Source organism: Nonomuraea sp. NPDC051941 (assembly GCF_044593615.1).
Window position 1 is genome coordinate 255,253 of sequence record NZ_JBIUCF010000003.1, and the last position, 26,758, is coordinate 282,010.

Below are 26,758 nucleotides of genomic sequence, written 5' to 3' on the forward strand. Positions count from 1 at the left end.
CCCTGTGACAGCGCCGGACGCGGCAAAGGTTGCATCACACATCCCACACCCACACGCCGCCCGCGAACAGGGGCGGCCCCAGGAGCGCGGTGAGGGTGCGCAGGAGCGCGTCCTGGTGCTCGTACGGGCCGAGCACGACCGCGTCGGCCCGCCAGTACGCCAGGTCGGCCCGCGCCCGGGCCCGTTCCGCCGGCCCGACGGCCGGGACCTCGCCCTTGTCGCGCACGTCGCGCAGCAGCGAGGCGGTGGGGCGGGGCGGTGCGCCGTACGCACCCTCCCGGCCGGGGCCGGCAGGGCCGACGAAGTACCCCTCGGGGAGGGGGAAGCCGAGCCCCGCGTCGACCTGCCAGCGCAGCGCCCGGGCGTCGGCGGCGTCGGGCGGCGGCGCGGGCACGAGAGAACGCCCGGGGCGCACGTACGAGCGCCACATGCCGGTCGTGAAGAACGCGGGCGTGTCCGGGCGGTCGGCGGCCACCAGGGGCTTGGGCGCGAGCGGCAGCAGCGCCTCGGCCAGCGCCAGCCCCAGCAGCACCCGCGCCGGCGCGCCCCGCCACGACACCTCCAGCACCCGGTCGGCCGCGATCGCCAGGAGGGCCCCGACGGCGGGGACGCACACCAGCGTGAAACGGGACTCCAGCACCGACTCGAACAGCGGCAACTTGGACATCCACCACCACGGCCCAAAATATCCAGTCTTCTCGCCGTAAAAGGTGATCTCAGGCCCGAGAGACAGCACCGCCGACACCACGGCCACCAGCGTCAGCGGCGCCACCATCGGGACCCGCCGCAGCCACACGGCCACCCCGGCGACCAGGACGGCCAGCGGCCAGCCGAAGAACGCGTTCTGCTCGGTGGGGTTGAGCGACAGCGCCGCCGCCACGTTAGCGTCCCCGGCCAGCGACCTTCCCGCGTACGAGACGAGCGCCTGGACGTCGTTGCCCGCGGGCCCGTGGATCAGCGAGGAGTAGCTCTGCGGCCCGGCGAACTGGAACCACAGCGCGGGCCCGCTCAGCGCCAGGCTCACCGCCGCCGCCACCGCCGTGCCCGCCAGGAGGGGCCGCAGCGCCGCCAGGGCGACGCCGGGCCGGACCGCGACGTACCCGGCGGCGAGCACGGCGAGCCCGGTCGCGGCCAGCAGCAGCGCCTCCTCGCCCAGGAAGACCTGGTACGCCACCAGCAGCCCCAGCACGGCCCCGTCACGCCGGACGCGGCAATCCCGGACCAGCAGCAGCACCCGGCCGATGATCAGCGGGATGGCGAACAGCACGACGAAGTTCGGGTGGGCGTTGGCGTGGGAGATGATCGGCGGCGCGAACGCGCAGAACGCGCCCCCGATCGCCGCCGCGGCCGGGGAGCCCACCAGGTGCCCGGACAGGAGCCGGTACCAGGCGCCGGCGCTGCCCGCCAGGCCGCCGGTGAGCACGATCGCCCACGTCACCGAGGGGCCGAAGGCCAGCGTGACGGGCGCGAGCGGCGCGGAGACGCCGAGCATGACGGTGTTGGCCATGAGGTTCACGCCGAGCGGGTGGTTCTGCAGGGTCGTGAACAGCGGGAAGTCCCAGGAGGCCAGGTTGCGGGCGGTGACCGCGAAGAACCACTCCCACTGGTGCTGGTCCTGGCCTCCGTCGATCAGGTAGCGGTGGGACGGGTCGGCCCACAGGTGGGCGTACACGAAGACGGCCAGGGCGAGATAGACGCACGCGACGGCCAGGCCGGTCCGGCGGCGCGTCATCGGCCCTCGCACCGCAGCAGGCACAGGTCGCCGAGCGTCAGCAGGTAGTGGTGGGCGCGTAATTTGGAGCCGGGCCGGTGGGACCAGCGCACCGGGACCTCCCTGACCGGCCATCCCCGCCGGGCGAAAGCCCGCAGGATCTCCACGTCGAAGGCCCACCCGTCCAGCCGCGCCCGGCCGAACACCACCCGTGCCTTGTCCCCGTCGAACAGCTTGAACCCGCACTGCGTGTCCGCGATCCCCGGCACGGCCAGCGTCCGGATGAGCCGGTTGCCCAAGGTGCCCAGCAGGTGCCTGGCGGGGTGCTGGCGCACCAGGATGCGGGACCCGGGGCGGGCGCGGGAACCGATGGCCGCGCCGGCGTCCCGGCCCAGCGCCGCCCGCAGCCGGCCGAACTCCTCGATCGGGGTGGCCAGGTCCGCGTCCGTGAACAGCACCTGGTGACCGCGTGAGACCAGCACGCCGCGGCGTACCGCGTGGCCCTTGCCCCGGTTGGCGGGCCAGCGGATGACGCGGATCCGCGGCTCGGTGCCCGCCGCGGCGGAGGCCACGGCCAGCGTGCGGTCCGCCGAGCCGTCGTCCACGACGATCAGCTCCCAGCTCAGCGGCGTCGCGCTCAGGTGGGCTTGGACGGCGGCCAGGGTGGCGCCGAGCCTGGCCTCCTCGTTGTAGGCGGGGATCACCACCGACAGGTCGATCTCGCTCATGCCCCGGAGACAGGGCCGGGCCTCACCGGGGTTGCACGATCAGCCCTCCGGCTCCGACGGCTCGACCGAGTCCGGGGTCCGGGAAGGGGTGGTGTTGTCCCGGTCCTTCTTGCCGCTCGCGCTCGGCGTCGGCGTCCGGTCGGGGTTCTTCCGCTCACCGGTCGGCGTGGGCTCCCGGGTGGGGTCCTTCCGCTCGCCGGTAGGCGTCCTGTGCCGGTCCTCGACGGCCGTCGGGGAGCTTTCGGGTGTGGAGGGCGTCGGGGCGAGCTGCGGAGCGCCGGTGGTCGGAGCGCCGGTGGAGGGCCCGGCGGTCACGACGGCGGGGGCGGGGCCCGGGCTCCGGGGCAGGTCCCGCGTCCGGCCGGACCACCAGGCAGCGCCGCCCGTGACCGCCGCGACGACCAGCGCGCCTCCCGCGATCACGGCCACCGGAAGCCTGCGCCGCCGCGGGGAAGCCCCGCCCGGCCCGGTCGCACTTGGCTTGATCGCGCCGGGCCCGGCCGGGCCAGGCTCGGTGACGGGGCCCGTCCGCTCGGGGGCGCCGCCGGTCAGGATCGCGGCCAGCCGCTGCTCGGCCTCCTCCAGCGACATGCGCTCGGCCGGGTTCTTGCGCAGCAGCCCGAGCAGTACGGGACCGAGCACGCCCGCGCGGGCCAGCGGCTCCGGCTCGGCGTGCAGGACCGCGCCCAGCGTGGCCAGGGGGTTGTCCCGCTGGAAGGGCGAGTGCCCCTCGACCGCGATGTAGAGCGTCACGCCCAGCGACCACAGGTCGGAGGAGGCCTTGGCCTGGCTGCCCGCCGCGCGTTCCGGCGCCATGAACGCGGGGGTGCCGAGCAGCACGCCCGTGCTCGTCACGGGAGCCTCGTCCTCCGTCGTGGCGATGCCGAAGTCGGTGAGCACCGCCCGGCCGTCCTCGGCCAGCAGCACGTTGTCCGGTTTGACGTCCCGGTGCAGCACGCCCGCCGCGTGCGCCGCGCGCAGCGCCTCGAGGAGCTGCAGCCCGATGTCCGCGGCCTCCGGCGGGGACATGGGGCCGTCCTCGCGGATCAGCTCGCCCAAGGTGCGGGAGTCGACGAGCTGCATGACGATCCACGGGTGACCGTTCTCCTCCAGGACGTCGTACACGGTGGCCACACCCGGATGCGCCACCCGGCCGGCGGCCCTGGCCTCCCTGAACGTGCGTACGGCGAAGACCTCGCGCTCGGGATCCGTCAGGTCGGGCGGCGGCAGGATCTCCTTGACCGCCACGTCCCGGCCCAGCACCTCGTCATGAGCCTGCCACACCGTGCCCATCCCGCCCCGGCCGATCGTCCTGAGCAGCCGGTAACGCCCACCGACCATCTCTGTTGCATCGGACATGCACGGCGACTACCCAAGAAAGAACCGGACAAGCGCGGTGACGAGGGCCGCCGCGGCCAGGATGACCAGGAACGGCGCCCGCAGCAGCAGCCCGACGACCGCGGCGCCCAGCCCGGCCGTGCGCGCCGGGTCGAAGCTCAGCCCGCCCTCCTCCGTGAACACCTGCACCGCGATCAGGGCCGCCAGCAGCGCCACCGGCACCAGTTCGGCGAACCTGCGGATCGCCGGATGCTCCAGCACCCGGCGCGGCGCCGCCAGCCCGGCCAGCTTGAGCACGTAGCAGCCCGCGCAGACCGCGGCGATGGCCCACCACAGCGTCATCGCGCCATCACCACCAGCACGGCGGCCGCCGACAGCAGCACGGGCACGCCGGGCGGCAGGAACGGGGTGGCGCACAGGGCGATCGCCGCCGCCGCGCCGGCCAGCCGGCGCAGCTCGGCGCTGGCCGTCAGGCGCGGCCACAGGATGGCCAGGAACGCGGCCGGGCCCACCACGTCCAGCCCCAGCACGCCGGGGTCGCCCAGGAACGACGCGCCGTAGGCGCCTGCCAGGGTGGTCAGGTTCCAGGTGAGGTAGAGGCTGGCGAACGTGGTGACGAAGCCCGTACGGGCCGCCTCCGGGGTCGGCTGGGCCAGCGTGACGGCCGTCGTCTCGTCGATCACCCCTTGCGCGGCCAGCAGCCGACGGGGCCCGCGTACCCGGAGCAGGTCGGCCAGGCGCAGGCCGTAGAGCGTGTTGCGGCCGCCCAGCAGCAGCGCGCCCAGCGTGGCGGTCACCAGGTCGCCGCCCGCGCCCACCGCGCCGGTCAGCGCGAACTGCGAGGCGCCGGTGAAGGCCAGCAGGCTCAACACGCACGCCTGCGGCACGCTCAGGCCCGCGGTGATCGCGGCGGCGCCGAAGGCGATCCCCGACAGCCCCACGGCCACGCCCACGCCGAGGCCGTCCCGCACGGCGGCGGAACGGTGAGTTGTCTGTTCCATGCCGCAAGAGGCTAGGAGGTGGGGGAACCGCCGGTCTTGTACGTTCCTGCAGCACGCTGGTACGCCGCGGGCGGCACGCCCACGATGCGCTTGAAATGCCGGTTGAGGTGGGCCTGGTCCGTGAAGCCCACCTCGGCGGCCACCTGCGCCGGGCGTACCCCGGACTGCAGGAGGCGGCGCGCCTGGCGCACCCGCAGCGAGGTGAGGTAGGCGTGCGGCGGCAGGCCGGTCTCGGCCTTGAACGCCCGCAGCAGCGCGAACGGCCGCGCGCCCACCGCGTCGGCCAGGTCGTCCAGCGTCGGCGGGTCGACGAGGCTGCCGTGCAGCAGGTCGAGCGCGTCCCGCACGGCCCGCCGGCCCTCGGCGGGCAGGATCGCCGTCGGCCTGGGCGTGGCGTGGCGGGTCACCAGCCGCGCGAACAGCGTGCGGCTCAACGTGGAGGCGGCCAGCGCGTCGCCGCGCTCGGCCGCCTGGTGAGCCCGGCCGAGCAGCAGCGCCACCTCCTCGTCACGCACCACCTGCCTGGGGAAGTGCGGCGTCGCGTACGGCACGCCCAGCTCGGCGGCGATCCCCGCCAGCGTGTCGATCGACGGGTAGAGCATGCGGTACGACCAGCCGTCCGGCGTGCCCGCCTGGCCGGTGTGCACCGACTCGGGGTTGACCAGCACCACCTCGCCCGCGCCCGCCCGGTGCAGGGTGCCGCGGTAGTCGAACTCCTCCACGCCCCTGACGATCACGCCGATGGCGTAGCCGTCGTGCACGTGCCGGGTGAAGCGGTGGGTGACGTAGCGGGCCTTGAGCAGGTCGGTGCCCGGCACCGCCGGATGCCGCCAGAAGTGCGCCTGCTCTTTCATTGAGGTCTGAAGGTCTTCGCGAACGTCTCGAAGTAGCGCCGGTCCGAGGCCCAGCGGGCGTCGGTGGTCTCCCAGTAGAGGGCGTATGGGCGGCCGTCGGCGGTGCGGAAGCCGCGGTTGATCACGTGGATCCGTTGCCCGTCGCGGATCCTGGTGAACTCCCAGTCGGCGGCCTTGCGGCCGAGGTAGGTGGTCGAGACGATGCCGATCCGGCTGTATCCCTCGAACTCGCCCTTCGCCCGGATCTCCTTCTCCAGGCTGGCCCACTGCTTCGCCGGGTCCGTCCAGGCGAAGTCGGGGACGGTCCACTCCACGATCATCGCCCCTGGGCTGTCGGGGCCCTTGAAGGTGATGCTGTCCCTGGTGGAGTGCTTCACGGCCCGCCACCCCTCCGGGACGGCGACCCCGAAGCGGCCCTGCGCGCTCCTGAACGCGCGCCATCCTGCGGGCACCGGCTGCGTCGTCGTGGTGGGCGTACGCGTGGGCTCGGGCGTGGCCGTGGGAGTGCTCGACGTGGGCGGCTCGGCGGTGGGGGTGGGACCCGTCGGTGTGGGGCTCGGGGTCGCGGCGGTGCTCGTCCAGTGGTTGGAGACCAGGAAGCCGCCCGCGCCCAGCACCGCCACGGCGGCGGGCAGGCCGATCCACAGCGCCCTGCCGCGCCTGGGCCGCGTCGAGAGCGTGGGGCCCTCGGTCGTGTTCGCGGCCCCCGCCGGCCGCCAGGCCCCGGGGGTCGTCGGGTGGGGGGAGGGGCCCGTGGCGGCCTCGTACAGCAGCCTCGCGGCCTCCGCGGCGGGCAGGCGCTCGTCCGGGCTCCTGCGCAGCAGCCCCATGATGACCGGCTGCAGCGCGCCGGCCCGCGCCGGCGGCTCCGGCGCGTCGCGCAGCACCGCCGCGACCGTCGCGGCCCACGAGTCGCGCTTGAACGGCGGCTCGCCCTCGACGGCCGCGTACAGCGTCGCCCCCAGCGACCACAGGTCCGACTCGGGGCGCGCGGGCTCGCCGTTGAGACGCTCGGGCGGCATGTACGCGGGCGTGCCCACCAGCCCGCCGGTCGCCGTCAGCCCCGCCTCGGCCTCCAGCGAGGCGATGCCGAAGTCGGTGAGCACCACCCGGCCGTCGTCGGCCAGCAGCACGTTCTCGGGCTTCACGTCACGGTGGAGCACCCCGGTGGCGTGCGCGGCGCGCAGCGCGTCGAGCACCCGCCCGCCGATCACCGCGACCTGCCCCACCGTGAGCGGCCCGCGCTCGCGCACCACCTCGGCCAGCGAACGCGAGCGCACGAGCTGCATCACGATCCACGGGCGGCCGTCCTCCTCGACGACGTCGTGGATGACGATCACCGACGGGTGGTCGAGGCGGCCCGCCGCCCTGGCCTCCCTGATGGTCCTGCTGTTGAGCTCGGCCCGCTTGGCGTCGCCGACGCCCGTGTAGCGGACCTCCTTGATCGCCACCGTACGGTCGAGCAGCTCGTCGTAGGCACGCCAGACCACGCCCATGCCACCCTCGCCGAGCGGCTCGATGAGGCGATACCGGTTGCCGACCTGCCTTTCCACGCCGTGAAGCCTACTTGGCCGGTTTGAAGGTGGCGCAGAACCCTTCAAAGAAGTCGTAGTCGGCCTTCCAGTGGCTCTTCAGCGTGTGCCAGTAGATCGCGTATCCCCGCCCGTTGTCGGTGATGAAGCCCCGGTTGCGCACGCGCGTCTTGCCGGTGTTGGTGTTCCAGGTGAAGTCCCAGTCCGCGGCGGCCTTCTGGAAGCCCTCGACCCGCTTGATGTCGAGCTTCTTGTAGCCGCCGAAATTGTTCTTGAGACTCGGCTCCTGCTTCTTCCAGTCCTTGTACGGGTCCCTGCTGCTCTTCCCGCCGTCCTCGATCATGAGGTACGCGTTGGAGGCCGCGCCGGGGCCTCGGAACTTGACCTGGTTGCCGCCGCGGGTCAGCACGTCCCAGCCCTTGGGCAGGCCGACGGAGAAGCCGAGCTTCTTGTCCTTGTACATCTTCCAGCCGGCCGGCAGCACGTTCTCCTTCTCCTTCTCCTTCTCGGGAGTGGGAGCCGGGGTCGTGGCCGTCGGTGACGGCGGCTGGGACGCACTGGGCTCGGCGGAGCCCGACGTGGACGCGCTGGGCGACGCCTGCGAGGCGGTGCCCGTGGGGACCGTGGCCTGGGACGAGCCCTTCTTCGTGTCGCGCTCGTCGGGGGCCGAGCTCAGCCCGAGGTAGCCGCCGATCACGGCCACGAGCACGACGGCCACGGCCGCCGCGATGACCGGCCCGGCCCGGCGCGGGTCCGTCCTGGTCGCGTCCATCGTGGACTCGGCGGTGGCGGGGGCCGGGGCCGCGGTCGGCGACGGCGTGATCCGCGACCCGGTCTCAGGGACGGCGGGCGACGGGACCGGAGCGGCGGAGCGGATCAGGTTGGGGTCGGTCGGGGTGTCGTCCTCGACGGGCGGCGCCTGGCGCAGCTTGCCCAGGGCGCGGAACCTGTTCTGGACGGCGGCCTTGCCCTGCGCCGAGGCCTCGCTCTGCGACGGCGGCTGGGCCGGGGCGGGCACCTCGCGCGGCGGCGCGGTGGGCCGCGGCACGCGGACCGTCTGGGCCGCGGGGAACTGCGCGGTCGGCGGCGGGCTCGCCTGGGCGATGACCTGCCGCAGCATCCGCTGCGCTTCCTCGTACGTGAGCCGCTGGACCGGCTCCTTGTTCAGCAGGCCCAGGATCACGTCGGTGAGCGGGCCCGTGTGCGGAGCCGGATCGGGCTCGTCGGTCAGCACGGCGTGCATGGTCGCCAGGGCCATCCCCCGCTCGTGCGGGGAGCGGCCCTCCACGGCCGTGTACAGCGTAGCCCCTAACGACCACAGGTCGGACTCGCGCCGCGCGGGCAGCCCCTTGAGCCGCTCGGGCGCGATGAACGCCGGCGTCCCGGCCAGCCCGGTCACGGTCAGCTGCGTCTCGGTCTCCAGCGTGGCGATGCCGAAGTCGGTGAGCACGACCCGGCCGTCGTCGGCCAGCAGCACGTTCTCGGGTTTGACGTCGCGGTGCAGCACGCCGGCCTCGTGGGCGCGGTGCAGCGCGTCCAGCACGGCCAGGCCGATCTCGGCCACCCGCTTGGGTGCCAGCGGCCCGTCCTGCTTGATCACGGCGCCCAGCGAGCGCGACTGGACGAGCTGCATGACGATCCAGGGCCGGTCATCCTCCTCGATCACGTCGTGAACGACGATCACGTTGGGATGCTCGAACCTCGCCGCCGCCCTCGCCTCGCGCATGGTGCGCCGGTTCAGCAGCTGCACTTCCTCGCCCAGGGCGGCCGCGTACCTGACCTCCTTGACCGCGACCGTGCGGTCCAGGAGCTCGTCGTACGCGCGCCAGACGATACCCATCCCGCCCCTGCCGATGGGTTCCTGCAGTTGGTAGCGGCCGGCGATGCGGCGTCCCTCCTGCTTGCGATCCGACATCAACGGCCTCAAACCCTCCTCTAGGCCAAGAAATACTCCCATAGAGAGGGATCAACGGCGACTCGCCTGAAGGACAGTCCGTCATGTGAGCGGCACCGTCCAGCAGGTGAAGCCATGGGTGTAGTGTTTCAGACATGACTTGTCGCTACGCCTTTATCGAGCCGGCTCCGGGAGAGCCGGTCGTCAGCTAGCGACCACCTGGAGCCGGCACGAGGCAGAGACGACCCGTCTCTGCCTTTTTGGTTTTCCCGCCGGCTGCGCAGGGGCCGGCCCGAATTGGGGGAGTCGAGGATGTCATCGACCTTGGAACGGCGCGCCGTGGCGGTGGGCGGAACGCTCGTGGGCGAAGGGCCCGCCGTGGTGATCGGCGGCCGGGTCGACCTGCGGGCGCACCGCGGGGAGGCCGACGCGTACGAGGTGCTGGGCGAGCACGCCACGCTGGTGGAGCCGTACTCGGCCGCCGATCTGCCGGCCATCGCCGAGCGGGCGGACGCGGTCGTGGTGGGTTCGTCGTGGACGCGCGACATCCCGCTGGTGCGCTCGGCGGCCGGGCTCGGGCTGCCGGTGGTCGTGGAGCGGCGGCCCGCCGCCTCGCTGGAGGAGTGGCTGGAGCTGGCCGACTACTGCGCGCGGGAGGGGGACGGGCGGGTGCTCCTGTGCGAGGGCGGCCGGCTGGACCTGGGGATGATGCGGGCGGCCCGGGCGGTCTCGGGGCGTCCCGTGCTCGCCGACGTCTCGCGGGACGCGGCGCTGTCCGCGGCGGCGGTGGCGGCGGGCGCCGACGGGCTCGTCGTGGACTCGGCCGAACGGGGCACCCCGCCGGTTGGTGGGCCGGCCAAGCTCGGGACCTACGTGGGAGCCCGGACGGCTGAGCCCTCCAGGAGCGGGGTGCTGGAGTTCGTGGGCCCCGGGAGCCTCGCCGAGGCCCGTCAGGAGCTCTCCCCGGCGACGGTGTTGCGCGCGGCCGAGGAGGCCGTGACGGTCGTGGGAGCCCTGGTGCGGCCCGAGGCGCCCGCCACGCTGCCGGAGTGCCGCGAGGCGATCGACCGGGTGGACGCGGCGCTGGCCACGCTGCTCGAACGGCGCGCGGCGCTGGCGGGCATCGTGCAGCGGATCAAGCCGGTGGGCGGGTTCGCGGGGCGCGACATGGCCCGGGAGCGCGCGCTCGTGTCGCGGATGGCGCTGCGCGCCCCGTCGCTGGGGGAGGCCCGGCTCGCGCCCATCATGAACGCCGTCATCGAGGCGGGCCTCCACCTGGCCGAGGAGCGCTCGGCCGAGTGAGCGGGCGTCAGGGTGCGTCGAGGCGGACGTTGTTCATGGGGCGGCCCGGTCCGGCGGCGATCTGCTTGGTGATGAGCTCGGCGAAGCGGCGGTAGCCGTCGCCCGTCGGGTGGTAGCTGCGGGCGTTGACCTTGAGCTCGTCCATGTTCACGCTCAACCCGTTCAGGTACGGCTGCGGCCGGCCCACCTCGTGCCCCGTGAACGCCTCGTACGCGTCCACGTACTCCACGCTCCCCGGCACGCCGAACGCCGCGATCGTGCGGTCGAAGTCGGACACCACCGAGGCCACCGTGTCGTTGAGCCGGCGCGTCATCCCGTTCAGCCAGGTCTGGTCCTCGGCGCTCATGTTGTCGACGGTCGCCACGGGGTCCTTGGGGAAGGGCCTGGGGTAACCGAGGACGATGATGCGGGCGTTCGGCGCCCGCGTCCGCACCTCGCGCAGCACCTTGGTCAGGCTGGGGCGCAGCTCGTCGATGCGGCGGGCGACGGCGGCGTCCTGCTCCACGCACGCCGACGACCACGGCAGCTTGACGATGCAGCCCGTGAGCACCTTCGTGAACCCGGCGTCGTTGCCGCCGATACTCAGCGTCACCAGGCTGGCGTTCGGGCCGACCCGGGTGATCTGGGGCTTCTGGCCGTACTGGCCCGACAGGATCTGGGTGGTGGTGGCGCCGCTGCAGGCGTAGAAGGCGGTCCCGCCCCCGAAGCGGTAGGTCTGCGCCACCAGCGGCACGTACGAGCCCGTCGCCCGGTGGCAGCGGTCGGCGCCGTCGTTGATCGGCTCATGGTCCAGGTCCCAGACGCCCTCGCCGGAGGAGTAGGAGTCGCCCAGCGCGACGTACATGCCGCCCTGCGCCACCTGCACGGGCGTCAGGCGGGTCGCCTGCGGCAGCCTCCCGTTCGGCTCCTGATCGGCCGGGCAGCCCGCGCCGAGCACGGCGCAGGCCAGCCTCGGTAAGACGCCCAAGGGCGCGCATGCCACGGGAAGCGCGGCGCCGACGGCGGCGGCCGCCACGGTCTGGACTATCGCCCGCTTTGTCCACCTCGGCGTCTGTCGTGTCGCCTCGTCCAGTGCGGCCTCCCCCGTGTGCGGCGGCTCTGTGCCGGCACATCGAGAGTACTCAGTCAGGGGCGGCCGCCGTTGACGATCCGGCGGCGGCTGACCACCCGCCAGCCGAGGGCGATGGCCACGGCCAGCGCCGGGATGAGGAAGAACGCCACCCGCTGGTCGGGGTCGGCGAAGGGCATCAGCAGGACGACGAGCACCAGGAACGCCAGCGTGAGCCAGTTCGTGTACGGCGCGCCGGGCATCGGGAACACCGACAGGTGGCCCGACCGGCGCAGCCGCATCTGGCACCAGACGAGCACGCCCCAGGTCGTGATCACGCCGAGGGAGGCGACGGCGGTGGCGATGTTGAAGGCGCGCTCGGGCAGGAAGTAGAACAGCGCCACCCCGGCCAGGAACATGGCCGCCGTGAACAGGATGCCGCCCATCGGGACGAACCTGGAGCTGAGCGTGCCCGTGAACCCGGGCGCCTCCTGCTTCATGGCCATCGAGCGCAGGATGCGGCCCGTGGCGTACAGGCCGGAGTTGCAGGACGAGAGCGCGGCGGTGATCACCACGAGGTTCATCGCGTCGGCGGCCCACGGGACGCCGAGGCCCGCGAAGACCGTCACGAACGGCGAGGTGTCCGCGTGGTACGCGGTCCACGGCAGGACCATCGCCAGCAGCGCCACCGAGCCCACGTAGAAGATCGCGATGCGCCACACCACGCCGTTGATCGCCTTCGGCATGACCTGGTGCGGCCTGGCCGTCTCACCCGCCGTGATGCCGACCAGCTCGATCGACGCGTACGCGAACACCACCGACTGCAGGCTCATCAGCACCATCGGGAAGCCCTTGGGGAAGAAGCCGCCGTGGGAGACGAGGTTGTGCGGGGTCGCCTGGCCGACCGCGAAGACCACCAGGACCAGGCCGACCACCAGGAAGATCGTGATCGCCAGCACCTTCAGCATGGCGAACCAGAACTCCAGCTCGCCGAACAGCCGGACCGACACCAGGTTGACCGACAGCACGAAGCCCAGGGCGATGAGCGCCGTCAGCCACTGCGGGAACGCCGGAGCCCAGTAATGGATGTAGGCGGCGATGGCGGTCAGCTCGGCGATGCCGGTGAACGCCCAGTTGATCCAGTACATCCAGCCGCTGGCGAACGCCGCCCACGGGCCGATGAACTCGCCCGCGTACTCGACGAACGACCCCGCCACCGGGCGGTAGAGCACGAGCTCGCCGAGCGCCCGCATGACGAAGAACGCGGCCGCCCCGGCGGTGGCGTACGAGATCACCAGGGCGGGCCCCGCGGCGGCCAGCCGGCCGCCCGAACCGAGGAACAGGCCGACCCCGATCGCCCCGCCGATCGCGATCATCTGGACCTGGCGGTTGCCGAGCGCGTGCCGGTAGCCTTCGTCCGTCTGCGTGCGCACCGAGTGTCTCCTCAACTACGTACAGTGAATACGACGATATCGGTGCTGCCGGCCACGGGGGTCCCGGCGCGCCGGTCCGGGCGGGGGCCGGGCGCGGGCATCAGGATCTCGGTCCGGACCACCGGAGTCGGAGCGCACAACCCCACTCGAGAGGGGCCGGGATCCGCCTGGGGGCGTGCCGGCGGTTGTCGTGGTCTCCCGGTGGGGGCGCGATCCTCTTGGGGGCGTGACGGCGGTCGTAGCGGTCTCCGGGAGGGGCTGGGATCCGCCTGGGGTGGGACGGTGGTCGTCCGCGGTTCGGGCCCGTGCGTGATGGGGTGGCGGGGGTCAGGAGGGTGGGGGGTCCTTGAGGTGGAGGGCGAGGCGGGTGCGGTCGCGGAGGGCGTATTTGCGGAGGAGGCTGGAGACGTGGTTCTTCACCGTGCCCTCGGCGATGCGCAGCCGGGCCGCGATCTCGCGGTTGGAGGCCCCCGCGGCGATCAGCGCGGCCACCTGCGCCTCCCGGGCCGACAACCGGTCCCGAAGCGCGGCCGGCGGGGGCGGCGCGGGCGGGGTGCGCCGGAGCTCGGCGACCAGGCGGGCGGCCACCGGTGAGGCGAGCACCGTCTCCCCGCGGCCGGCGCGGCGGACGGAGTCGATCAGCTCCTCCGGCGTGCAGTCCTTGAGCAGGTAGCCGACGGCGCCGCCGCGCAGCGCGCCGAAGATGTAGTCGTCCTCGTCGAAGGTGCTGAGCACGATCGACGCCAACCCGGGCTGCCGGGCCGACAGGCGGGAGATGAGCTCGACGCCGTCCATCCTGGGCATCCTGGCATCCACCAGCGCCACGTCCGGGCGGCACTCGGCGGCCACCAGCAGCGCCTCCTCGCCGTCGGCGGCCTCGCCCGCCACCTCGATGCCGTCCTCGATCTCCAGCATCTTGCGCAGGCCCTGCCGCATCAGCTCCTGGTCGTCGACCAGCAGCACCTTGATCGCCCTCACGTCGCCACCTTCACAGGGACGGGCAGCTCCACCCGCACCTCCAGCGGCACTCTGATCGCCCTCACGTCGCCACCTTCGCCCGGACGGGCAGCTCCGCCCGCACCTCGAAGCCGCCGCCCGGCCGGTCGCCCGCGACCAGGGTGCCGCCCACGGCGCGGGCGCGCTCGGCGAGCGAGCTCAGGCCGAACCCGCCACCTCCCTCGCGGTCGCGGCCCTTGCCGTCGTCGGCGACCGCCAGGACGACGGCCTCGCCGGAGAAGGTGAGCGTGCCGTCGACGTGGCGGGCTCCGGCGTGCCGGACCGCGTTAGTGAGCCCTTCCTGCAGCACGCGGTAGAGCACCAGCTCCACGTCGGGCTCCAGGGGCACCTCGCCGCCCACCACCTCGAAGGACACCGCCAGCCCCGTGCCGTCGAACGACGCCGCCAGCCGCTCCAGCGCCGCGCTGCCGACGCGGCCCTCGAGCGCGAGCGGGCGCAGCGCGCGGACCCATCGGCGGGCATCGGCCAGCGCCTCCACGGTCAGCCCCTTCGCCTGGCGCACCTCGTCCCAGGCGGCCTCGGGGCGGCGTGAGCGGAACCGCTCGGCGTTCTCCAGGCTCAGCTTGATCACCGTCAGGTGGTGGCCGATGGAGTCGTGCATCTCGGCGCCCATCCGCGCCCGCTCCTGGGCGACCGTCAGCTCCCTGACCCGGGCCAGCAGCCGCCGCGCCTCCTCCCGCCTGCGCCGCGCCTCCAGCACGGCCGACGTCATGCCCAGCACGAACGCGGCGAAGACGACGGTGACCACCGTCTGCACGGTGGCCTCCGGAATGCCGTGGGCCACCGCGGTCGTGACGAAGAGCCCGCCCATCAGGCAGCCGACGATGACGGCCGCGGTCCGCATGCCGTGGACGAACGCCACATTGGCGATCGCCAGGAGCGTCAGCAGCTGGTGGATCTCGGCCGAACCCGTGAGTCCCAGGGCGAACGTCGCCAGCAGGAACGCCACCGGCAGAGGCCGCCGCCACCCTTCGCAGCGCCGCCAGGGCAGCAGCAGCCAGAGCACGGCCACGAGCGCCAGGTTGACGCCGAAGGGCACGGCCCATGGCGGCGTCGAGGGCTCGGCCGCGTACGCGACGGCCCCGGTGGCGACGAGCACCACCCAGAACACGACGGTGAACAGGACGGGCCGGTCGGGGACGCGCAGCCGGGCCAGAGGACGCTGCATGGCTTCGACCATAGTTTCCCGCGAGCGTGTTGTGATCCTCCTTGAGGACCCATGACGAAGGTCATGGCGGGTTCAGACCGCGGGCCGATGTGCGGCGGCGCAGGGCTGCCTAGCGTGACGGTCCATGAAAGCCACTCATCCTGTCTGGGCCGTGCTGATCGCCGTCGTCGCGATGTTCGCGCAGGTGTACGGCGGCTCCCTTCCCGCGATGCTGCTCTTCGACCGGGGCGACCCCCTCTATCAGCCGGTGGGCGTGATCGGAGTCACGCTGGCCTCGCTCGGGCTCGTCTACCTGATCCGCCGCTTCCTCGGCCGCCAGTCGTGGCGGGGCGTCGGGCTCACGAGGACCTGGCGGGCCGTGCCGCACCTGCTGGCGGGCATCATGGCGGGCGCGGTCGCGGTGATCGCCGCCAACGGGCTGTCGGTGGCCCTCGGCGTGGCCACCCTGACGCCGTGGTGGGACGTGGTGGGCCCCCAGCTGCCCTGGGTGTTGCTCAACGTCGCCATAGTCCTGCTCGGCCAGGCGTTCCCCGAGGAGCTGCTGTGGCGGGGGCACCTGTTCGACACGCTGTCGGGCCGGCTGTCCCCGAGGGCCGTGCTGATCGTGGTGTCCGTGTGCTTCGGCGCGCTGCACATCCTCTCCCGGAGCCCGGCGGACACGCCCGCCGAGCGCCTGCTCTACGTGCTCCAGGCGATCGGCATCGGCTTCGCCTGCGCGGCGGCGCGGGCGCGCACCGGAGCGGTGTGGATGGCGGTCGGCGTGCACACCGGCTTCCACACCGGCAACATCGTGCTCCCGACCCAGGACATCCAGTACGGCGTGCAGCTCGTCATCGTCGCCTGCGCGCTCGCCGTCACCGGCCTGCTCATCCTGGCCAGACGGAGGGACGGCCACATCGCGCCACCGGAACGGGGGCTGGTGCGGGAGAGTTCCTGAGCGGTGGTGATCCGACGAGCGGTCGCGGCCGGGGTGGGCAACCCTCGCCGTCGTCGGGCCGCGGCCCGTGGGGGAGGATCCAAGGGTGAGCGAACTGCACTACTCGACCGCGACCGAGCTGGCGCACCTGATCAGGACCAGGCAGGTGAGCGCCGTCGAGGTCGTCCAAGCCCACCTCGACCGCATCGAGCAGGTCAACCCGCGCGTCAACGCCATCGTGACCCTGGTCGCCGAGCAGGCGCTTGACGCGGCCAAGGCGGCCGACGCGCGGGAGCCGGCCGGTCCGCTGCACGGCCTGCCCGTCGCGCACAAGGACCTCGTCGACACGGCCGGCATCCGCACCACGTACGGATCGCCGCTCTTCGCCGACAACGTCCCGGCCCAGGACGACCTGATCGTCCGGCGGCTGCGCGCCGCCGGGGCCATCACCATGGGCAAGACCAACACACCGGAGTTCGGCACCGGCTCCCACACCGTCAACGAGGTGTTCGGCGCCACCGGAAACCCCTACGACCTGTCCAGGTCCGCCGGAGGCAGCAGCGGGGGCGCGGCCGCGGCCCTGGCCACCGGCATGGTCCCGCTGGCCGACGGGTCCGACATGGGCGGCTCGCTGCGCAACCCGGCCTCCTTCTGCAACGTCGTCGGCCTGCGCCCGACCCCGGGCCGCGTCCCCGACCCGTCCGACACCAACGCCTGGTACACGCTGTCCGTGCAGGGGCCGATGGCCAGGACGGTCGAGGACGTGACGCTGATGTTCGGGGCGATCGCCGGGTTCGACCGGCGCTCCCCGTACTCGATCAAGGAGGTCTTCGCCCCGGAGCCGGAGGAGGGCGTGCGGGGGCTGCGCGTGGCGTGGAGCCCGGACCTGGGCGGCCTGCCGGTGGACCCGAGGACGGCGGCGGTCACCGCGACGGCGCCGGCGGTGTTCGAGCGGCTGGGAGCCCTGGTCGAGCAGGTCGAGCTGGACCTGTCGGAGGCCGAGGACGCGTTCCGGACCTACCGGGCGTGGAACTACGCGCTGTCCTTCGGCGACCTGACCGGGCTCGGCCCCAACACCGCGTGGAATGTCGAGCAGGGCCGCAAGGTCACCGGCGCCGACCTGGCCCGGGCCGAGCGAGGCCGTAGCCGCCTCTACCAGCGGATGGCCGCGTTCTTCGACACCTACGACGTGCTGATCGCGCCCGTCAGCCAGGTGCCGCCGTTCCCGGTCGAGCAGCCTCACGTCAGCGAGATCAACGGGGAGCCGATGCCCGACTACCTCGCCTGGATGCGCTCCGCGTACTGGATCAGCGTGCTGCACGCGCCGGCCGCGTCCGTGCCGGCCGGGTTCACGGCGGACGGGCTTCCGGTGGGGGTGCAGATCGTGGGCCGGCCGTTCGAGGACGCCAGGGTCCTGCGCGTGGCCCGCGCGTTCGAGCAGGCCACCCGCCACGGCGAGCGCCGCCCACCGCTGTAGCCCCCGCACGGGCGGGTCGGAGAGGTTCGGGCGGGTCGCCGTGCGGGCGGGCAGGTTAGAGGGGTTCGGGCGGGTCGCCGTACGGGTGGCGCAGCGGCGACTCGCGGTACCCGTGCATGCCCTCCAGGAACCCGAACAGCCCCACCGCCAGCAGCGGCCAGGACACCAGCACGCCGGAGGCCGTCAGCTTCAGCGCGCCCGGGACGACCTTCACCCCGGGCGTGGCGGCGGCCTCGATGACGACCGCCCCGATCGTGAACGTGGACCCGATCCACAGCGTCAGCATCGCCCCCAGGACGCCGCCCGCGCAGAGCCCGAGCAGCACCGGCAGCATCCACCGCCGCGCCGCGAACCACGCGACCCCGCCGCACAGCAGCCCCAGCCCGCCGGTGATCACCGCGAACCACCCGTCGGCCGCGATCAGCGCCTGCGTGGACGGGTCGGCCAGCACCGTCCCCTGATCGGTGACCTGGTACGGCGCCCGTGGCGTGATCCCTGACCAGACCAGCCCGGCAGCCGCTCCGAGAGTGGCAAGTGCGAGGACAGTTACCGCGAAAGCGCGCACTTCCCTCGTCACGCCACTCCCCCTTACATGTGTGTCCGAATCAGCTCGATGGTATCCCCCGGCTAGGCTCGCCTCGTGATTGCAGAAGAGGTCTGGTTGATAGAACCCTCCGGCCCGCTCCGGGGGGACGTCGAAGTACGCGGCTCCAAGAACGGAGTCTCCAAGCACATGGTCGCCGCCATGCTGGGCGGCGGGGAGAGCAGCATCCACAACGCCCCGGAGGTGGGCGAGGTGGAGATCACCGCCGCCATGCTGCGGGCGCTGGGCATCCATGTCGAGATCTCCCGCACGGAGATCAGGATCGCGCGGGGACAGGCCATCGAGCCGAGGGTGCCCGACGCGTTCACCGGCCTGAACCGCATCCCCATCCTCATGCTCGGCCCGCTCCTGCACCTGGCGGGGGAGGCGTTCGTCCCGCTGGTGGGCGGCGACCCGATCGGGCGGCGGCCGGTCAACTTCCACGTGGAGGCCCTGCGCGCGATGGGCGCCGAGGTGGAGGTGGGCGACACCGGCATCTTCGCCAAGGCCGGCCGGCTCCACGGCACCCGGATCGAGCTGCCGTACCCGAGCGTCGGCGCCACGGAGACCGTCCTGATGTCGGCGGTCCTGGCCGAGGGCAAGACGGTGCTGAAGAACGCCGCGATGGAGCCCGAGGTGGTGGAGCTGGCGCTGTTCCTGCAGCGGATGGGGGCCAGGATCGAGCTCTCCCCCGACCGCAGGATCGTCATCGAGGGCGTCGAACGGCTGCGCGGCGCCTCCACCTGGCTGACCGGCGACCGCATCGAGGCGTTCTCGTACCTGGCGGCCGGCCTGGTCACCGGGGGAGAGGTGCGGGTGCACGGCTGCCCGCAGGACCGCCTGGTCACCGCGATCACCACGCTGGCCAGGATGGGCGCCCAGTTCGACATCAACGACGAGTACCTGTGCGCCACCGCGCCGCCCGAGGGGCTGCGCTCGGCGGCCGTGCAGACCGACACCCACCCCGGGTTCATGACGGACTGGCAGACGCCGCTCATGGTGCTGTTCACGCAGAGCCAGGGCATGTCGGTGCTGCACGAGACGGTCTTCGAGAACCGCCTGGTGTACGTGCCCGCGCTGCAGAAGATGGGCTGCGAGATCGAGGTGTTCGACCAGTGCCTGGGCGGGCCGGCCTGCCGGTACCACGACACCAACGCCAGGCACTCGGCCGTCGTGCGCGGCGTGTCCAAGCTCAAGGGCGCCGACGTGACGCTGCCCGACATCCGGGCGGGGTTCTCGGCCGTGCTGGCGGCCGCCGTCGCCGACGGGCCGTCCACGCTGCGCGGCGTGCACCACATCGAACGCGGTTACCACCGGCCGTTCGAACAGTTCGCCTCGCTCGGTCTGCACATCCGCAGGCAACGGTAAACAGGTGACAAGCGGGCGTTTGGCGCGGATCCGGACGTCGCAGATCATGTGACGTGACCGTACTCAGATCCGTCGGCGCGCTCGGGCTGGCGGGGGCGCTCGGAGGGGTGCTGACCGCGGCACTGGCCGCGCCCGTGGTGAGCGGGGGCGGCATCGCCGCCAAGAACGTCGCGAGCACCTTCGTCGACCTGCCGCCCGCCCCGCGTGAAGAGCCCCTGGACCAGGTGACCAGACTGCTGGACAAGGACGGCAGGACGTTCGCCCAGTTCTACGAGGCCAACCGGACGGCCGTGCAGCTGAGCGCCGTCGCCCCGGTGATGCGCAAGGCGATCGTGGCCATCGAGGACGCCCGCTTCTACGAGCACGGCGGCCTCGACATCCGGGGCACGTTCCGGGCGCTGCTCACCAACACGCAGGCCGGCGGCATCAAGCAGGGCGGCTCGTCCCTGACGCAGCAGCTCGTCAAGAACATCCTGATCGAGGCCGCCCGCACCGAGGCCGAGCGCGACCGCGCCCGCGCCCCGAACCTGGCCCGCAAGATCACCGAGCTGCGGCTCGCGCTGGCGCTGGAGAAGAAGTACCGCAAGGACGAGATCCTGGAGCGTTACCTCAACATCGCCTACTTCGGCGCCGGAGCCCACGGCGTGGAGGCGGCGGCCAGGCGCTTCTTCTCCACGTCGGCCTCCCGGCTGACCCTGGGCCAGGCGGCCACGCTGGCCGGCGCGGTGCGCATGCCGTACTCGACCGACCCCTCGCTCGGCCGGGACCATCGCGAGCGCCTGAAGACGCGGCGGGACCTCGTGCTCGACCGCATGGCCGGGCTGAAGCTGATCAGCCCGCAGGAGGCGGCGAGCGCCAAGGCCGCGCCGCTGGCCATCAAGCTCAGGCCCGAGCCCGGCGGGTGCGAGCAGAGCGCCTATCCCTTCTACTGCCTCTACGTCCAGCGCGAACTGCTGTCGAACCCCGTCTTCGGCAACACCGAGGCCGAGCGGCGGACCAGGATGGCCAGGGGCGGCCTGACGATCAGGACCAGCCTCGACCCGATCGCGCAGAGCGCCGCCGAGCAGGCCATCCGCCGCCACGTCTGGCCGGAGGACACCGAGGTGGCCGCCGAGGCCATGGTCGAGCCGCGAACCGGGCGGATCAGGGCGATAGCGGCCAGCAAACGCTTCGGCCGCAACCCCGGCAACCGGAAGAACGGCCCCAAGACCACCTTCAACCTGGCCGCGGACGTGGCGCACGGAGGCGGTCAGGGGTTCCAGGCCGGGTCGACGTTCAAGGTGTTCACGCTGGCCACGGCGCTCCAGCAGGGGTGGCGGTTCGGCGACGGCTTCATCACCCCGGGCGAACTCGTGCCCGGGCAGGGCTACCGCGACTGCGCGGGCCACGCTGTGAACGACCCGGACACCCGCATACTCAACGCCACCGGCGAGGGCTCCGGCGGCCCGCACAGCATCGAGACCGGCACCTGGAAGTCGGTGAACATCTTCTACATGATGCTGGAGCGCAAGGTCGGGCTCTGCAACGTGGTGCGGACGGCCAAGGCGCTCGGGATCGCCAGGGCGGACGGGGAGCCGCTGAAGGAGGTGCCCACGTTCACGCTGGGCGTGAACGAGATGGACCCGGTGACGGTGGCGGCGGCGTTCGCGGCGTTCGGGGCCAGGGGGATCTACTGCCGGCCGCTGGCGATCGTCGAGATCGTCGGCAGGGACGGGCGGCGCACCCACGTGCCGCCCGCGTGCGAGCGTGCCATCGAGGAGGAGGTCGCGGACGCGGTCAACTACGTGCTGGAGGGAGTCTTCTCCAAGGGCACCATGCAGGGCCAGAGCATCGGGCGGCCGGCAGCCGGCAAGACGGGCACCAACAACGGCTACACCTCGGCCTGGTTCGCCGGTTACACGCCCGCGCTGGCGGCGGCGGTCAGCGTGGGGGACATCCGCGGGTCGTACCGCTTCCCGTTGCAGGGGGTGCAGATCGGGGACGATTACTACGGAGCGGTGCAGGGGGCGTCGCTGCCCGGGCCGATCTGGGTGGAGTCGATGGATTCAGCGCTGCGGGACGTCGAGCCCAAGGGCTTCTCCGGGCCGGACATGGCCCGCTTCGGCGGCGGCAACACGCCGGGGCTGGAGCAGGCGCTCGCCGAGGAGGAGCGGAAGAGGCGCGAGGCGGAGGGCGGCCGGGGACGCGGCGACCACCCCTTCTTCTGGGGGCGCCGGCGGCTCTTCGAATGGCTCGTCGGCCAGTCGCCCCTGGAGAGGTCGGAGCCCGGGCGGCGGCGATGAGCGCGGTCAGGAGGACTTGCCGATGGGGGCGGTGACGGCCCTGGTGAGCGTGATGAGGTTGTCGGGCGCGGTCTCGATCTGGAGGCCGCGCTTCCCGGCCGAGAAGTAGATCGTCTCGAAGTCGAGCGCCGAGGAGTCGACCACCGTCGGGAGCTGCTTGCGCTGGCCCAGGGGGCTGATGCCACCCACGACGTAGCCGGTGACGCGCTCCACCTTGGCGGCGTCGGCCATGGCGGCCCGCTTGCTGTTGAGAGCGCCGGCCAGGGCCTTGAGGTCGAGCTTGCCCGACACGGGCACGACCGCCACCGCCAGCCCGCTCTCCACCTCGGCCACCAGCGTCTTGAAGATCCGCTCATAGGGGACGCCGAGCGCGTCCGCGGCCTCCTCGCCGTAGGCCTGGGCCGAGGCGTCGTGCTCGTACGGGTGGAGCGTGAACTCGGCCTTGGCCTTGGTCAGCGCCATGGTGGCCGGGGTCCCGCCCTTGCCTTTCGATTTGCTCACAGGATCACATTGTAGCGAATCTACAATGTAAAGGCCTTGCCCGGGGTGTACCCGAACGCCCGCCCGAACACGTCGATGAACGCGCTCGCGGAGGCCCACCCGCACCGGTGGGCGACGGTGGTCACGGCGACGCCGTCGGCCAGCAGGAGCAGCGCGTGGTGCAGGCGGAGCTGGGTGCGCCACTGCGGGAAGCTCATGCCCAGCTCGCGCCGGCACAGCCTGGCCAGCGTACGGTCGCTGGTGCCGGCCTGGACGGCCAGCTGCGCCAGGGTCCTGCTGTCGGCGGGGTCGCGGTGCAGGATCGCGCAGACGGCGGTCAGCCTGGGGTCGCGGGCGGTGGGCAGGTGCAGCCGCTGCTCGGGGGCGCGCTTGAGCTGGTCGACGAGCACGGCCCACAACCTCTCGCGCTCCCCGCCGTCCGGTGGGGAGCGCTCGTCGGAGGTGTAGGTGATGATCAGCTCGCGGAGCAGGGGGCCGACGACGAGGACGGTGGGGTGGCCGAGGCCGAGGGGGTTGTCGGCGAGGCCCACCAGGCGCAGGTCGGTGTCGCCGTGGGCGCGGTGTTCGTGGACGGTGCCGGCCGGGATCCAGATGGCGCGGTTGGCCGGGGCGACCCAGGTGCCCGCGCCGGTGGTGACCGAGAGCACGCCGTGGCAGGCGTAGACGATCTGGTGGGTGTCGTGCCGGTGCGCGTCGATGCCCGCGCCGGGGGCCAACGGCCGTCGCCCCGTCGGCGCTTCGGGTAGATGGCGGATTGCCGTCATGAATTGGCATTTTATCGGAAGCGGGCCAGCCGCCATCGGGAAAGGATCGGGGGGTGAACAGGACCCCCATGCTCGCCGCCGGCCACGCGGCCGTGGACTTCTACCAGGGTGCCGTCCCCGCGCTCGTGCCCTTCCTGGTGGCCGGCCGCGGCTACGGGTACGTCGCCGTGTCCGGCATCGTGCTGGCCGCGACGCTGCTGTCGTCGGTCGTGCAGCCGGTGTTCGGGGTGCTGACGGACAAGTGGCGGATGCCGTGGCTGATCCCGGTGAGCACGCTCGTCGCGGGCGCCGGGGTGGCGCTCGGCGGGGTGACGGACTCCTACGTGCTGACCTGGCTGGCCGTGGCGCTGTCCGGCCTCGGCGTGGCGGCCTACCATCCGGAGTCCGCGCGGCTGGCCAGGATCGCGAGCGAGGGCAGTCACGTGCGGATGAGCTGGTTCTCGCTGGGCGGGACGCTGGGGTTCGCGTCGGCTCCCGTGCTGGTGACGCCGTTGCTGGCGGGGTGGGGGCTGGGCGCCTCGCCGTTCCTGGCCGCGCCGGCGGTGCTGGGGGCGGTGGCGACGCTCCCGGCGGTCCGGGCGCTGGCCGGGGGAGGGCCGGCGGCGCGGGCCGCGGCCCCGGTGTCCGGCCGGGACGACTGGCCGTCGTTCGTCAGGCTGACGCTGGTGATCGTCTTCCGCTCGGTCGTGTACGTCGGGCTGAGCGCCTTCGTGGCCCTCTACATGGGCGGCGGGGCGGCGGGCGCGGTGGCGCTGTTCGTGCTCTTCGCGGGCGGGGCGGTCGGGACCGTGCTGGGTGGCAGGCTGGCGGCCCGGTGGGGGCGGATGCGGACGATGCGCCTGGCCTACGCGCTGGCGGTCCCGGCGGTAGCGGGGGTGGTGCTGGCGCCGGGACCTGTCGCGTACGTCTTCGTCGCGGCCTCGTCGATCGCCCTGTATGCGCCGTTCTCGCTGCATGTGACCCTGGGCCAGGACTTCCTGCCCACCCGGGTGGGCACGGCCGGCGGCGTGACCCTGGGGCTCGCGGTGAGCGTGGGCGGCCTGGCCAGCCCGCTGGTGGGCGCGCTCGCCGAGGCCACCACGTTGCGGACGGCGCTGGCGTGCCTGATCGTCTTCCCGGCCCTGGCCTGGCTGCTGGCCAGGACGCTGAAGGAGCCGGTGCTGGAGCCCGCCGCCTGACCTCCCGCAGCCCGGGACGCGCCGGTCAGCGGCGGTAGGTGGAGAGGGCGACGGTGCTGGTGTTGTCGACCTGGTTCGTGTCGAGGCGGCTCGAGTCCACGTGCGCGGTGACGCGCGGGTAGCGGGCGGCCCGGCGGGTCACGCGGACGCGGGCCGTGAGCTGGACCGGGCGCTCGGGGTGGATGGCGGCGATCGTGCAGGTGGCCTGTCTGCCCGAGCGCTTGCACGAGGCGCCGTTCACCGAGGACAGGCTCGTACCGGCCGGGAGGTTGAACGTGACGGGCACCTGGGCGGCGCCCATCAGCCCGCGCATGGTCACGGTGGCCCTGACGTTCGCGGTGCCGCCGCCGCGCCTGACCGCGCGGCGCGGGCCGGCGGTGCTGATGGACAGCGCGTCGTACACCCCCTGCGGGTCGGCCTGCTTGATGATCGCGCCGTAGCTCTCGGCGTTGAGGGCGTTCGCGACGGAGTAGCCGTCCGCGCCGCCGTCCTCCGTGCCCGCCGACAGCACGCCCATCAGGTCGTCGGTGTCTCTGAGCAGCCACGGGCCGCCGCTGTGGCCCTTGAACAGGTGGCAGTTGCGCGTCTCCATGCGTCCGCCGGCCGACGTGGCGGTGATGCGGGAGGCGAAGAGGGTGCCGGTGTCGGCGATGCCGCCGGCCGGCTCGGTCTTGGCCAGGCACCAGAGCTGTTCCCGGCCGTCGTATGGCTTCCTGCCGGCCACGCCGGGGTAGCCCGTCGTGGCGACGGTGTACGCGCCGCCCTGGTTGCGGATCGGGGTGAAGGCGCCGACGGCGTCCTGGAGCGTGCGGCTCTTCCTGCCGACCTCGATGAGGGCGATGTCGTAGTGCGAGTTCCAGTCGCCGCCGCTCATGCCGGTGTAGGGGTCGGGCTTCCACGCCCGCCGGGCGCCCCACCGCCCGTACGGCTCGCGGCCCCGCACGTCGGCGGCCTGCCCGTCGTAGGCGGGCACGAACGCGAAGTTCGTGTGCCACTGGCCGGCCGACGCGCCCAGCGGCACGCTGTACACGCAGTGGGCGGCGGTGACGATGAGCAGCCCGACCGCCGAGCGCACGACGGACGCGCTGCAGGAGTCGTCCAGCCCGCTGGAGTTGACGTAGAACAGCCGGCCGGTGACGCGGCTCTGGGTGGCGGCGGTGTAGGGGCGGGGCATGGGGGCGTAGCCGTTGGCGTCCCCGCCCGGGGTGATCCGTTTGCCCTCCGGCACGCTGCGCAGCTGACCCAGCGCCTCCAGGCTCTTCGGCAGCTCCATGACGCCCTGGGCCCGTGCTTTCAGGCTCTTGGGCAGCTCCGTGGCGTTGGCCTGGGCCTGCTTGCTCGCGGTCCAGTAGCGCACGGCGCGGGCGGGGCGCATCAGCGGGGACGACGCGGCGCCCCAGGCGCGGTCCTGGACGGGCGTCAAAGGGGGCTGCTGCCCGGCGGCCGCGGGCACCGCGAGCGCGACGCCGGCCAGCGTGGTGAGCGTGGTGACCAGGACCTTCGGCACGGTGTCCCCTTTGAGTGAAATCGGCAACGTCTCGATCACTCTAGGTTACGAAATGCAGACGAAGCGTAGTTAGGCGCTCCGTGTCGTCATAGCTTCCCGGGGCTCAGCCGGGCTTCAGCCGGCCGCGGCGTCGCCGGTGCGGCCGGGGGGCAGGAACTCGGCGGTACTGGTCTCGGACGGCTCGCGATCGGGCCGCAGCCCGCGCCACGACGGGTGGCGCAGGCGGCTGTCACCGGTGACCTCGGCGTACTGCACCTCTCCGACCAGGCGCGGCTCCACCCAGCGCGCGTCCCTGGCGTGCTCGCGCGGCACCGGCTCGTCGAACGGCGGGTCGGCGCGTTCCAGGGACGCCAGGCGTTCGCCCAGGTCGCGCAGCATGACCTCGGTGAACCCGGTCCCGACGTGCCCCACGAACCGCAGCCGCCCCCGCTGGTCGTAGGCGCCCAGCAGCAGCGACCCGATCATCCCCGAACGCCGCCCGCCCCCCGGCTTCCAGCCGCCGATCACGACCTCGGCGGTGCGGACGTTCTTGACCTTCGTCCAGTCGCTGCTGCGCCGGCCGGGCCGGTACGGCGAGCCCATCCGCTTGCACACGACCCCTTCGAGCCCGAGCTGCCGGGAGGAGTCGAACGCGAGCCCGGCGTGGTCGGCGAACCACACGGGCACCTCCCAGCGGTAGCCGGGCGTGAACGTGGTCTCGAGCAGCTCCCTGCGGGCGCTGTAGGGGCGGGAGACGGTGCTGTCCTCGTCGAGGTGCAGGATGTCGAACGCCATGAACGTCACCGGCACCGACCTGGCCAGTTCGGCCACCGCCGCCGGGTTGCGCTGGTGCATCCGGGGCTGCAGCGCCTCGAAGCTGGGCCGCCCGGTCTCGTCGAACGCCACGATCTCCCCGTCGATCACGGCGGGGTGTCCGCCGGTGGCGCCGGCCATGAGCTGGAGCTCGGGGTAGGCGGGGGTGATGTCCTTGGCGTTGCGCGACATCAGGCGGACGGCGCCGCCCTGGAGGTAGGCGAGGGCGCGCACGCCGTCCCATTTCATCTCCACGGCCCAGTCCGCACCCTGGACGGAGGTCAGGGTGCCGAGCTGCGCCAGCATGGGCGCGTAGGCCGGCAGCCGCACCATGGTGCAGGCCGTACCCCGGACGGCTGATCGA

General features: G+C 73.0%; 23 protein-coding genes. 6 read left to right on the forward strand and 17 right to left on the reverse strand.

The genetic code is table 11. The features are described 5' to 3' along the window. Nucleotides 1–34: 34 nt before the first annotated feature. Genes ACIHFD_RS07700 through ACIHFD_RS07735 form a run of 8 tightly spaced genes read right to left on the reverse strand, consistent with a single transcriptional unit; the run spans nt 35 to nt 9,079 of the window. Nucleotides 35–1,732, reverse strand: a complete 1,698-nt coding sequence (locus ACIHFD_RS07700) for a hypothetical protein (protein ID WP_397366049.1) — start codon at nt 1,730–1,732, stop codon at nt 35–37. Continuing rightward, nucleotides 1,729–2,439, reverse strand: coding sequence for a dolichyl-phosphate beta-glucosyltransferase (locus tag ACIHFD_RS07705; RefSeq protein ID WP_397366050.1), 711 nt, complete (start codon nt 2,437–2,439; stop codon nt 1,729–1,731). The genes ACIHFD_RS07700 and ACIHFD_RS07705 overlap by 4 nt, the downstream gene beginning before the upstream one ends. A gap of 39 nt (nt 2,440–2,478) precedes the next feature. Then, a complete protein-coding gene (locus tag ACIHFD_RS07710; protein ID WP_397366052.1) occupies nt 2,479–3,798 on the reverse strand; it encodes a protein kinase in 1,320 nt (439 codons plus the stop codon). Nucleotides 3,799–3,807: 9 nt separating this feature from the next. After that, nucleotides 3,808–4,119 carry an AzlD domain-containing protein gene (locus tag ACIHFD_RS07715; RefSeq protein WP_350729198.1) on the reverse strand — a complete coding sequence of 104 codons (312 nt, stop codon included), beginning with the start codon at nt 4,117–4,119 and terminating at the stop codon, nt 3,808–3,810. Further along, complete coding sequence (locus ACIHFD_RS07720) at nt 4,116–4,778, reverse strand: AzlC family ABC transporter permease (RefSeq protein ID WP_350729199.1); 663 nt, start codon at nt 4,776–4,778, stop codon at nt 4,116–4,118. The genes ACIHFD_RS07715 and ACIHFD_RS07720 overlap by 4 nt, the downstream gene beginning before the upstream one ends. An 11-nt stretch (nt 4,779–4,789) precedes the next feature. Continuing rightward, nucleotides 4,790–5,632 carry an AraC family ligand binding domain-containing protein gene (locus ACIHFD_RS07725; protein WP_397366053.1) on the reverse strand — a complete coding sequence of 281 codons (843 nt, stop codon included), beginning with the start codon at nt 5,630–5,632 and terminating at the stop codon, nt 4,790–4,792. Continuing rightward, on the reverse strand, nt 5,629–7,185 hold the full coding sequence (locus tag ACIHFD_RS07730; RefSeq protein ID WP_397366054.1) for a protein kinase: 1,557 nt from the start codon (nt 7,183–7,185) through the stop codon (nt 5,629–5,631). Before ACIHFD_RS07730 ends, ACIHFD_RS07725 begins: the two co-directional genes overlap by 4 nt. Nucleotides 7,186–7,195: 10 nt before the next feature. After that, nucleotides 7,196–9,079, reverse strand: coding sequence for a protein kinase (locus ACIHFD_RS07735; protein ID WP_397366055.1), 1,884 nt, complete (start codon nt 9,077–9,079; stop codon nt 7,196–7,198). A gap of 291 nt (nt 9,080–9,370) precedes the next feature. Between ACIHFD_RS07735 and ACIHFD_RS07740 the strand changes: the two genes are divergently transcribed. Next, nucleotides 9,371–10,360 carry a chorismate mutase gene (locus ACIHFD_RS07740; RefSeq protein ID WP_397366056.1) on the forward strand — a complete coding sequence of 330 codons (990 nt, stop codon included), beginning with the start codon at nt 9,371–9,373 and terminating at the stop codon, nt 10,358–10,360. A gap of 7 nt (nt 10,361–10,367) precedes the next feature. Here ACIHFD_RS07740 and ACIHFD_RS07745 read toward each other — a convergent pair whose 3' ends face one another. The 4 genes from ACIHFD_RS07745 to ACIHFD_RS07760 form a co-directional block, all read right to left on the reverse strand. Continuing rightward, nucleotides 10,368–11,375, reverse strand: coding sequence for an SGNH/GDSL hydrolase family protein (locus tag ACIHFD_RS07745; protein WP_397366058.1), 1,008 nt, complete (start codon nt 11,373–11,375; stop codon nt 10,368–10,370). 110 nt (nt 11,376–11,485) lie between these two features. Beyond that, nucleotides 11,486–12,841: an amino acid permease gene (locus ACIHFD_RS07750; RefSeq protein ID WP_350729210.1), complete on the reverse strand. Its 1,356-nt coding sequence runs from the start codon at nt 12,839–12,841 to the stop codon at nt 11,486–11,488. Between the two features lie 327 nt (nt 12,842–13,168). Then, nucleotides 13,169–13,819 (reverse strand): response regulator, encoded by a 651-nt coding sequence (locus tag ACIHFD_RS07755; RefSeq protein WP_397366059.1) that lies wholly within the window; start codon nt 13,817–13,819, stop codon nt 13,169–13,171. A 61-nt stretch (nt 13,820–13,880) separates the two neighbouring features. Further along, nucleotides 13,881–15,026, reverse strand: a complete 1,146-nt coding sequence (locus ACIHFD_RS07760; RefSeq protein WP_397366060.1) for a sensor histidine kinase — start codon at nt 15,024–15,026, stop codon at nt 13,881–13,883. A gap of 124 nt (nt 15,027–15,150) precedes the next feature. Between ACIHFD_RS07760 and ACIHFD_RS07765 the strand changes: the two genes are divergently transcribed. Continuing rightward, complete coding sequence (locus tag ACIHFD_RS07765; RefSeq protein WP_397366062.1) at nt 15,151–15,963, forward strand: lysostaphin resistance A-like protein; 813 nt, start codon at nt 15,151–15,153, stop codon at nt 15,961–15,963. Nucleotides 15,964–16,048: 85 nt separating this feature from the next. Next, nucleotides 16,049–17,419: an amidase gene (locus tag ACIHFD_RS07770; protein ID WP_363963732.1), complete on the forward strand. Its 1,371-nt coding sequence runs from the start codon at nt 16,049–16,051 to the stop codon at nt 17,417–17,419. Nucleotides 17,420–17,474: 55 nt separating this feature from the next. Here ACIHFD_RS07770 and ACIHFD_RS07775 read toward each other — a convergent pair whose 3' ends face one another. Beyond that, nucleotides 17,475–17,996 (reverse strand): hypothetical protein, encoded by a 522-nt coding sequence (locus tag ACIHFD_RS07775; protein ID WP_397366064.1) that lies wholly within the window; start codon nt 17,994–17,996, stop codon nt 17,475–17,477. A 63-nt stretch (nt 17,997–18,059) separates the two neighbouring features. On the opposite strand from ACIHFD_RS07775, the gene murA reads away from it, so the two are divergent. Together murA and ACIHFD_RS07785 are read left to right on the forward strand one after the other, a co-directional pair. Next, a complete protein-coding gene (gene murA / locus ACIHFD_RS07780; RefSeq protein ID WP_363963734.1) occupies nt 18,060–19,370 on the forward strand; it encodes a UDP-N-acetylglucosamine 1-carboxyvinyltransferase in 1,311 nt (436 codons plus the stop codon). Between the two features lie 53 nt (nt 19,371–19,423). Next, on the forward strand, nt 19,424–21,652 hold the full coding sequence (locus ACIHFD_RS07785) for a transglycosylase domain-containing protein (RefSeq protein WP_397366066.1): 2,229 nt from the start codon (nt 19,424–19,426) through the stop codon (nt 21,650–21,652). A 6-nt stretch (nt 21,653–21,658) separates the two neighbouring features. Here the strand turns inward: ACIHFD_RS07785 and ybaK are convergent, their stop codons facing one another. Together ybaK and ACIHFD_RS07795 are read right to left on the reverse strand one after the other, a co-directional pair. Then, on the reverse strand, nt 21,659–22,114 hold the full coding sequence (gene ybaK / locus ACIHFD_RS07790; RefSeq protein WP_350729233.1) for a Cys-tRNA(Pro) deacylase: 456 nt from the start codon (nt 22,112–22,114) through the stop codon (nt 21,659–21,661). 59 nt (nt 22,115–22,173) lie between these two features. After that, the gene (locus tag ACIHFD_RS07795) at nt 22,174–22,917 is read right to left on the reverse strand and encodes a helix-turn-helix domain-containing protein (RefSeq protein WP_397366067.1); all 744 of its coding nucleotides are present in this window, start codon (nt 22,915–22,917) and stop codon (nt 22,174–22,176) included. Nucleotides 22,918–22,970: 53 nt separating this feature from the next. Between ACIHFD_RS07795 and ACIHFD_RS07800 the strand changes: the two genes are divergently transcribed. Beyond that, the gene (locus tag ACIHFD_RS07800; protein ID WP_397366068.1) at nt 22,971–24,095 is read left to right on the forward strand and encodes an MFS transporter; all 1,125 of its coding nucleotides are present in this window, start codon (nt 22,971–22,973) and stop codon (nt 24,093–24,095) included. Between the two features lie 25 nt (nt 24,096–24,120). Here ACIHFD_RS07800 and ACIHFD_RS07805 read toward each other — a convergent pair whose 3' ends face one another. Together ACIHFD_RS07805 and ligD are read right to left on the reverse strand one after the other, a co-directional pair. Continuing rightward, complete coding sequence (locus tag ACIHFD_RS07805; protein ID WP_397366069.1) at nt 24,121–25,602, reverse strand: trypsin-like serine peptidase; 1,482 nt, start codon at nt 25,600–25,602, stop codon at nt 24,121–24,123. A gap of 114 nt (nt 25,603–25,716) precedes the next feature. Further along, nucleotides 25,717–26,727 (reverse strand): non-homologous end-joining DNA ligase, encoded by a 1,011-nt coding sequence (gene ligD / locus ACIHFD_RS07810; RefSeq protein WP_397366070.1) that lies wholly within the window; start codon nt 26,725–26,727, stop codon nt 25,717–25,719. Between the last annotated feature and the right edge of the window lie 31 nt (nt 26,728–26,758).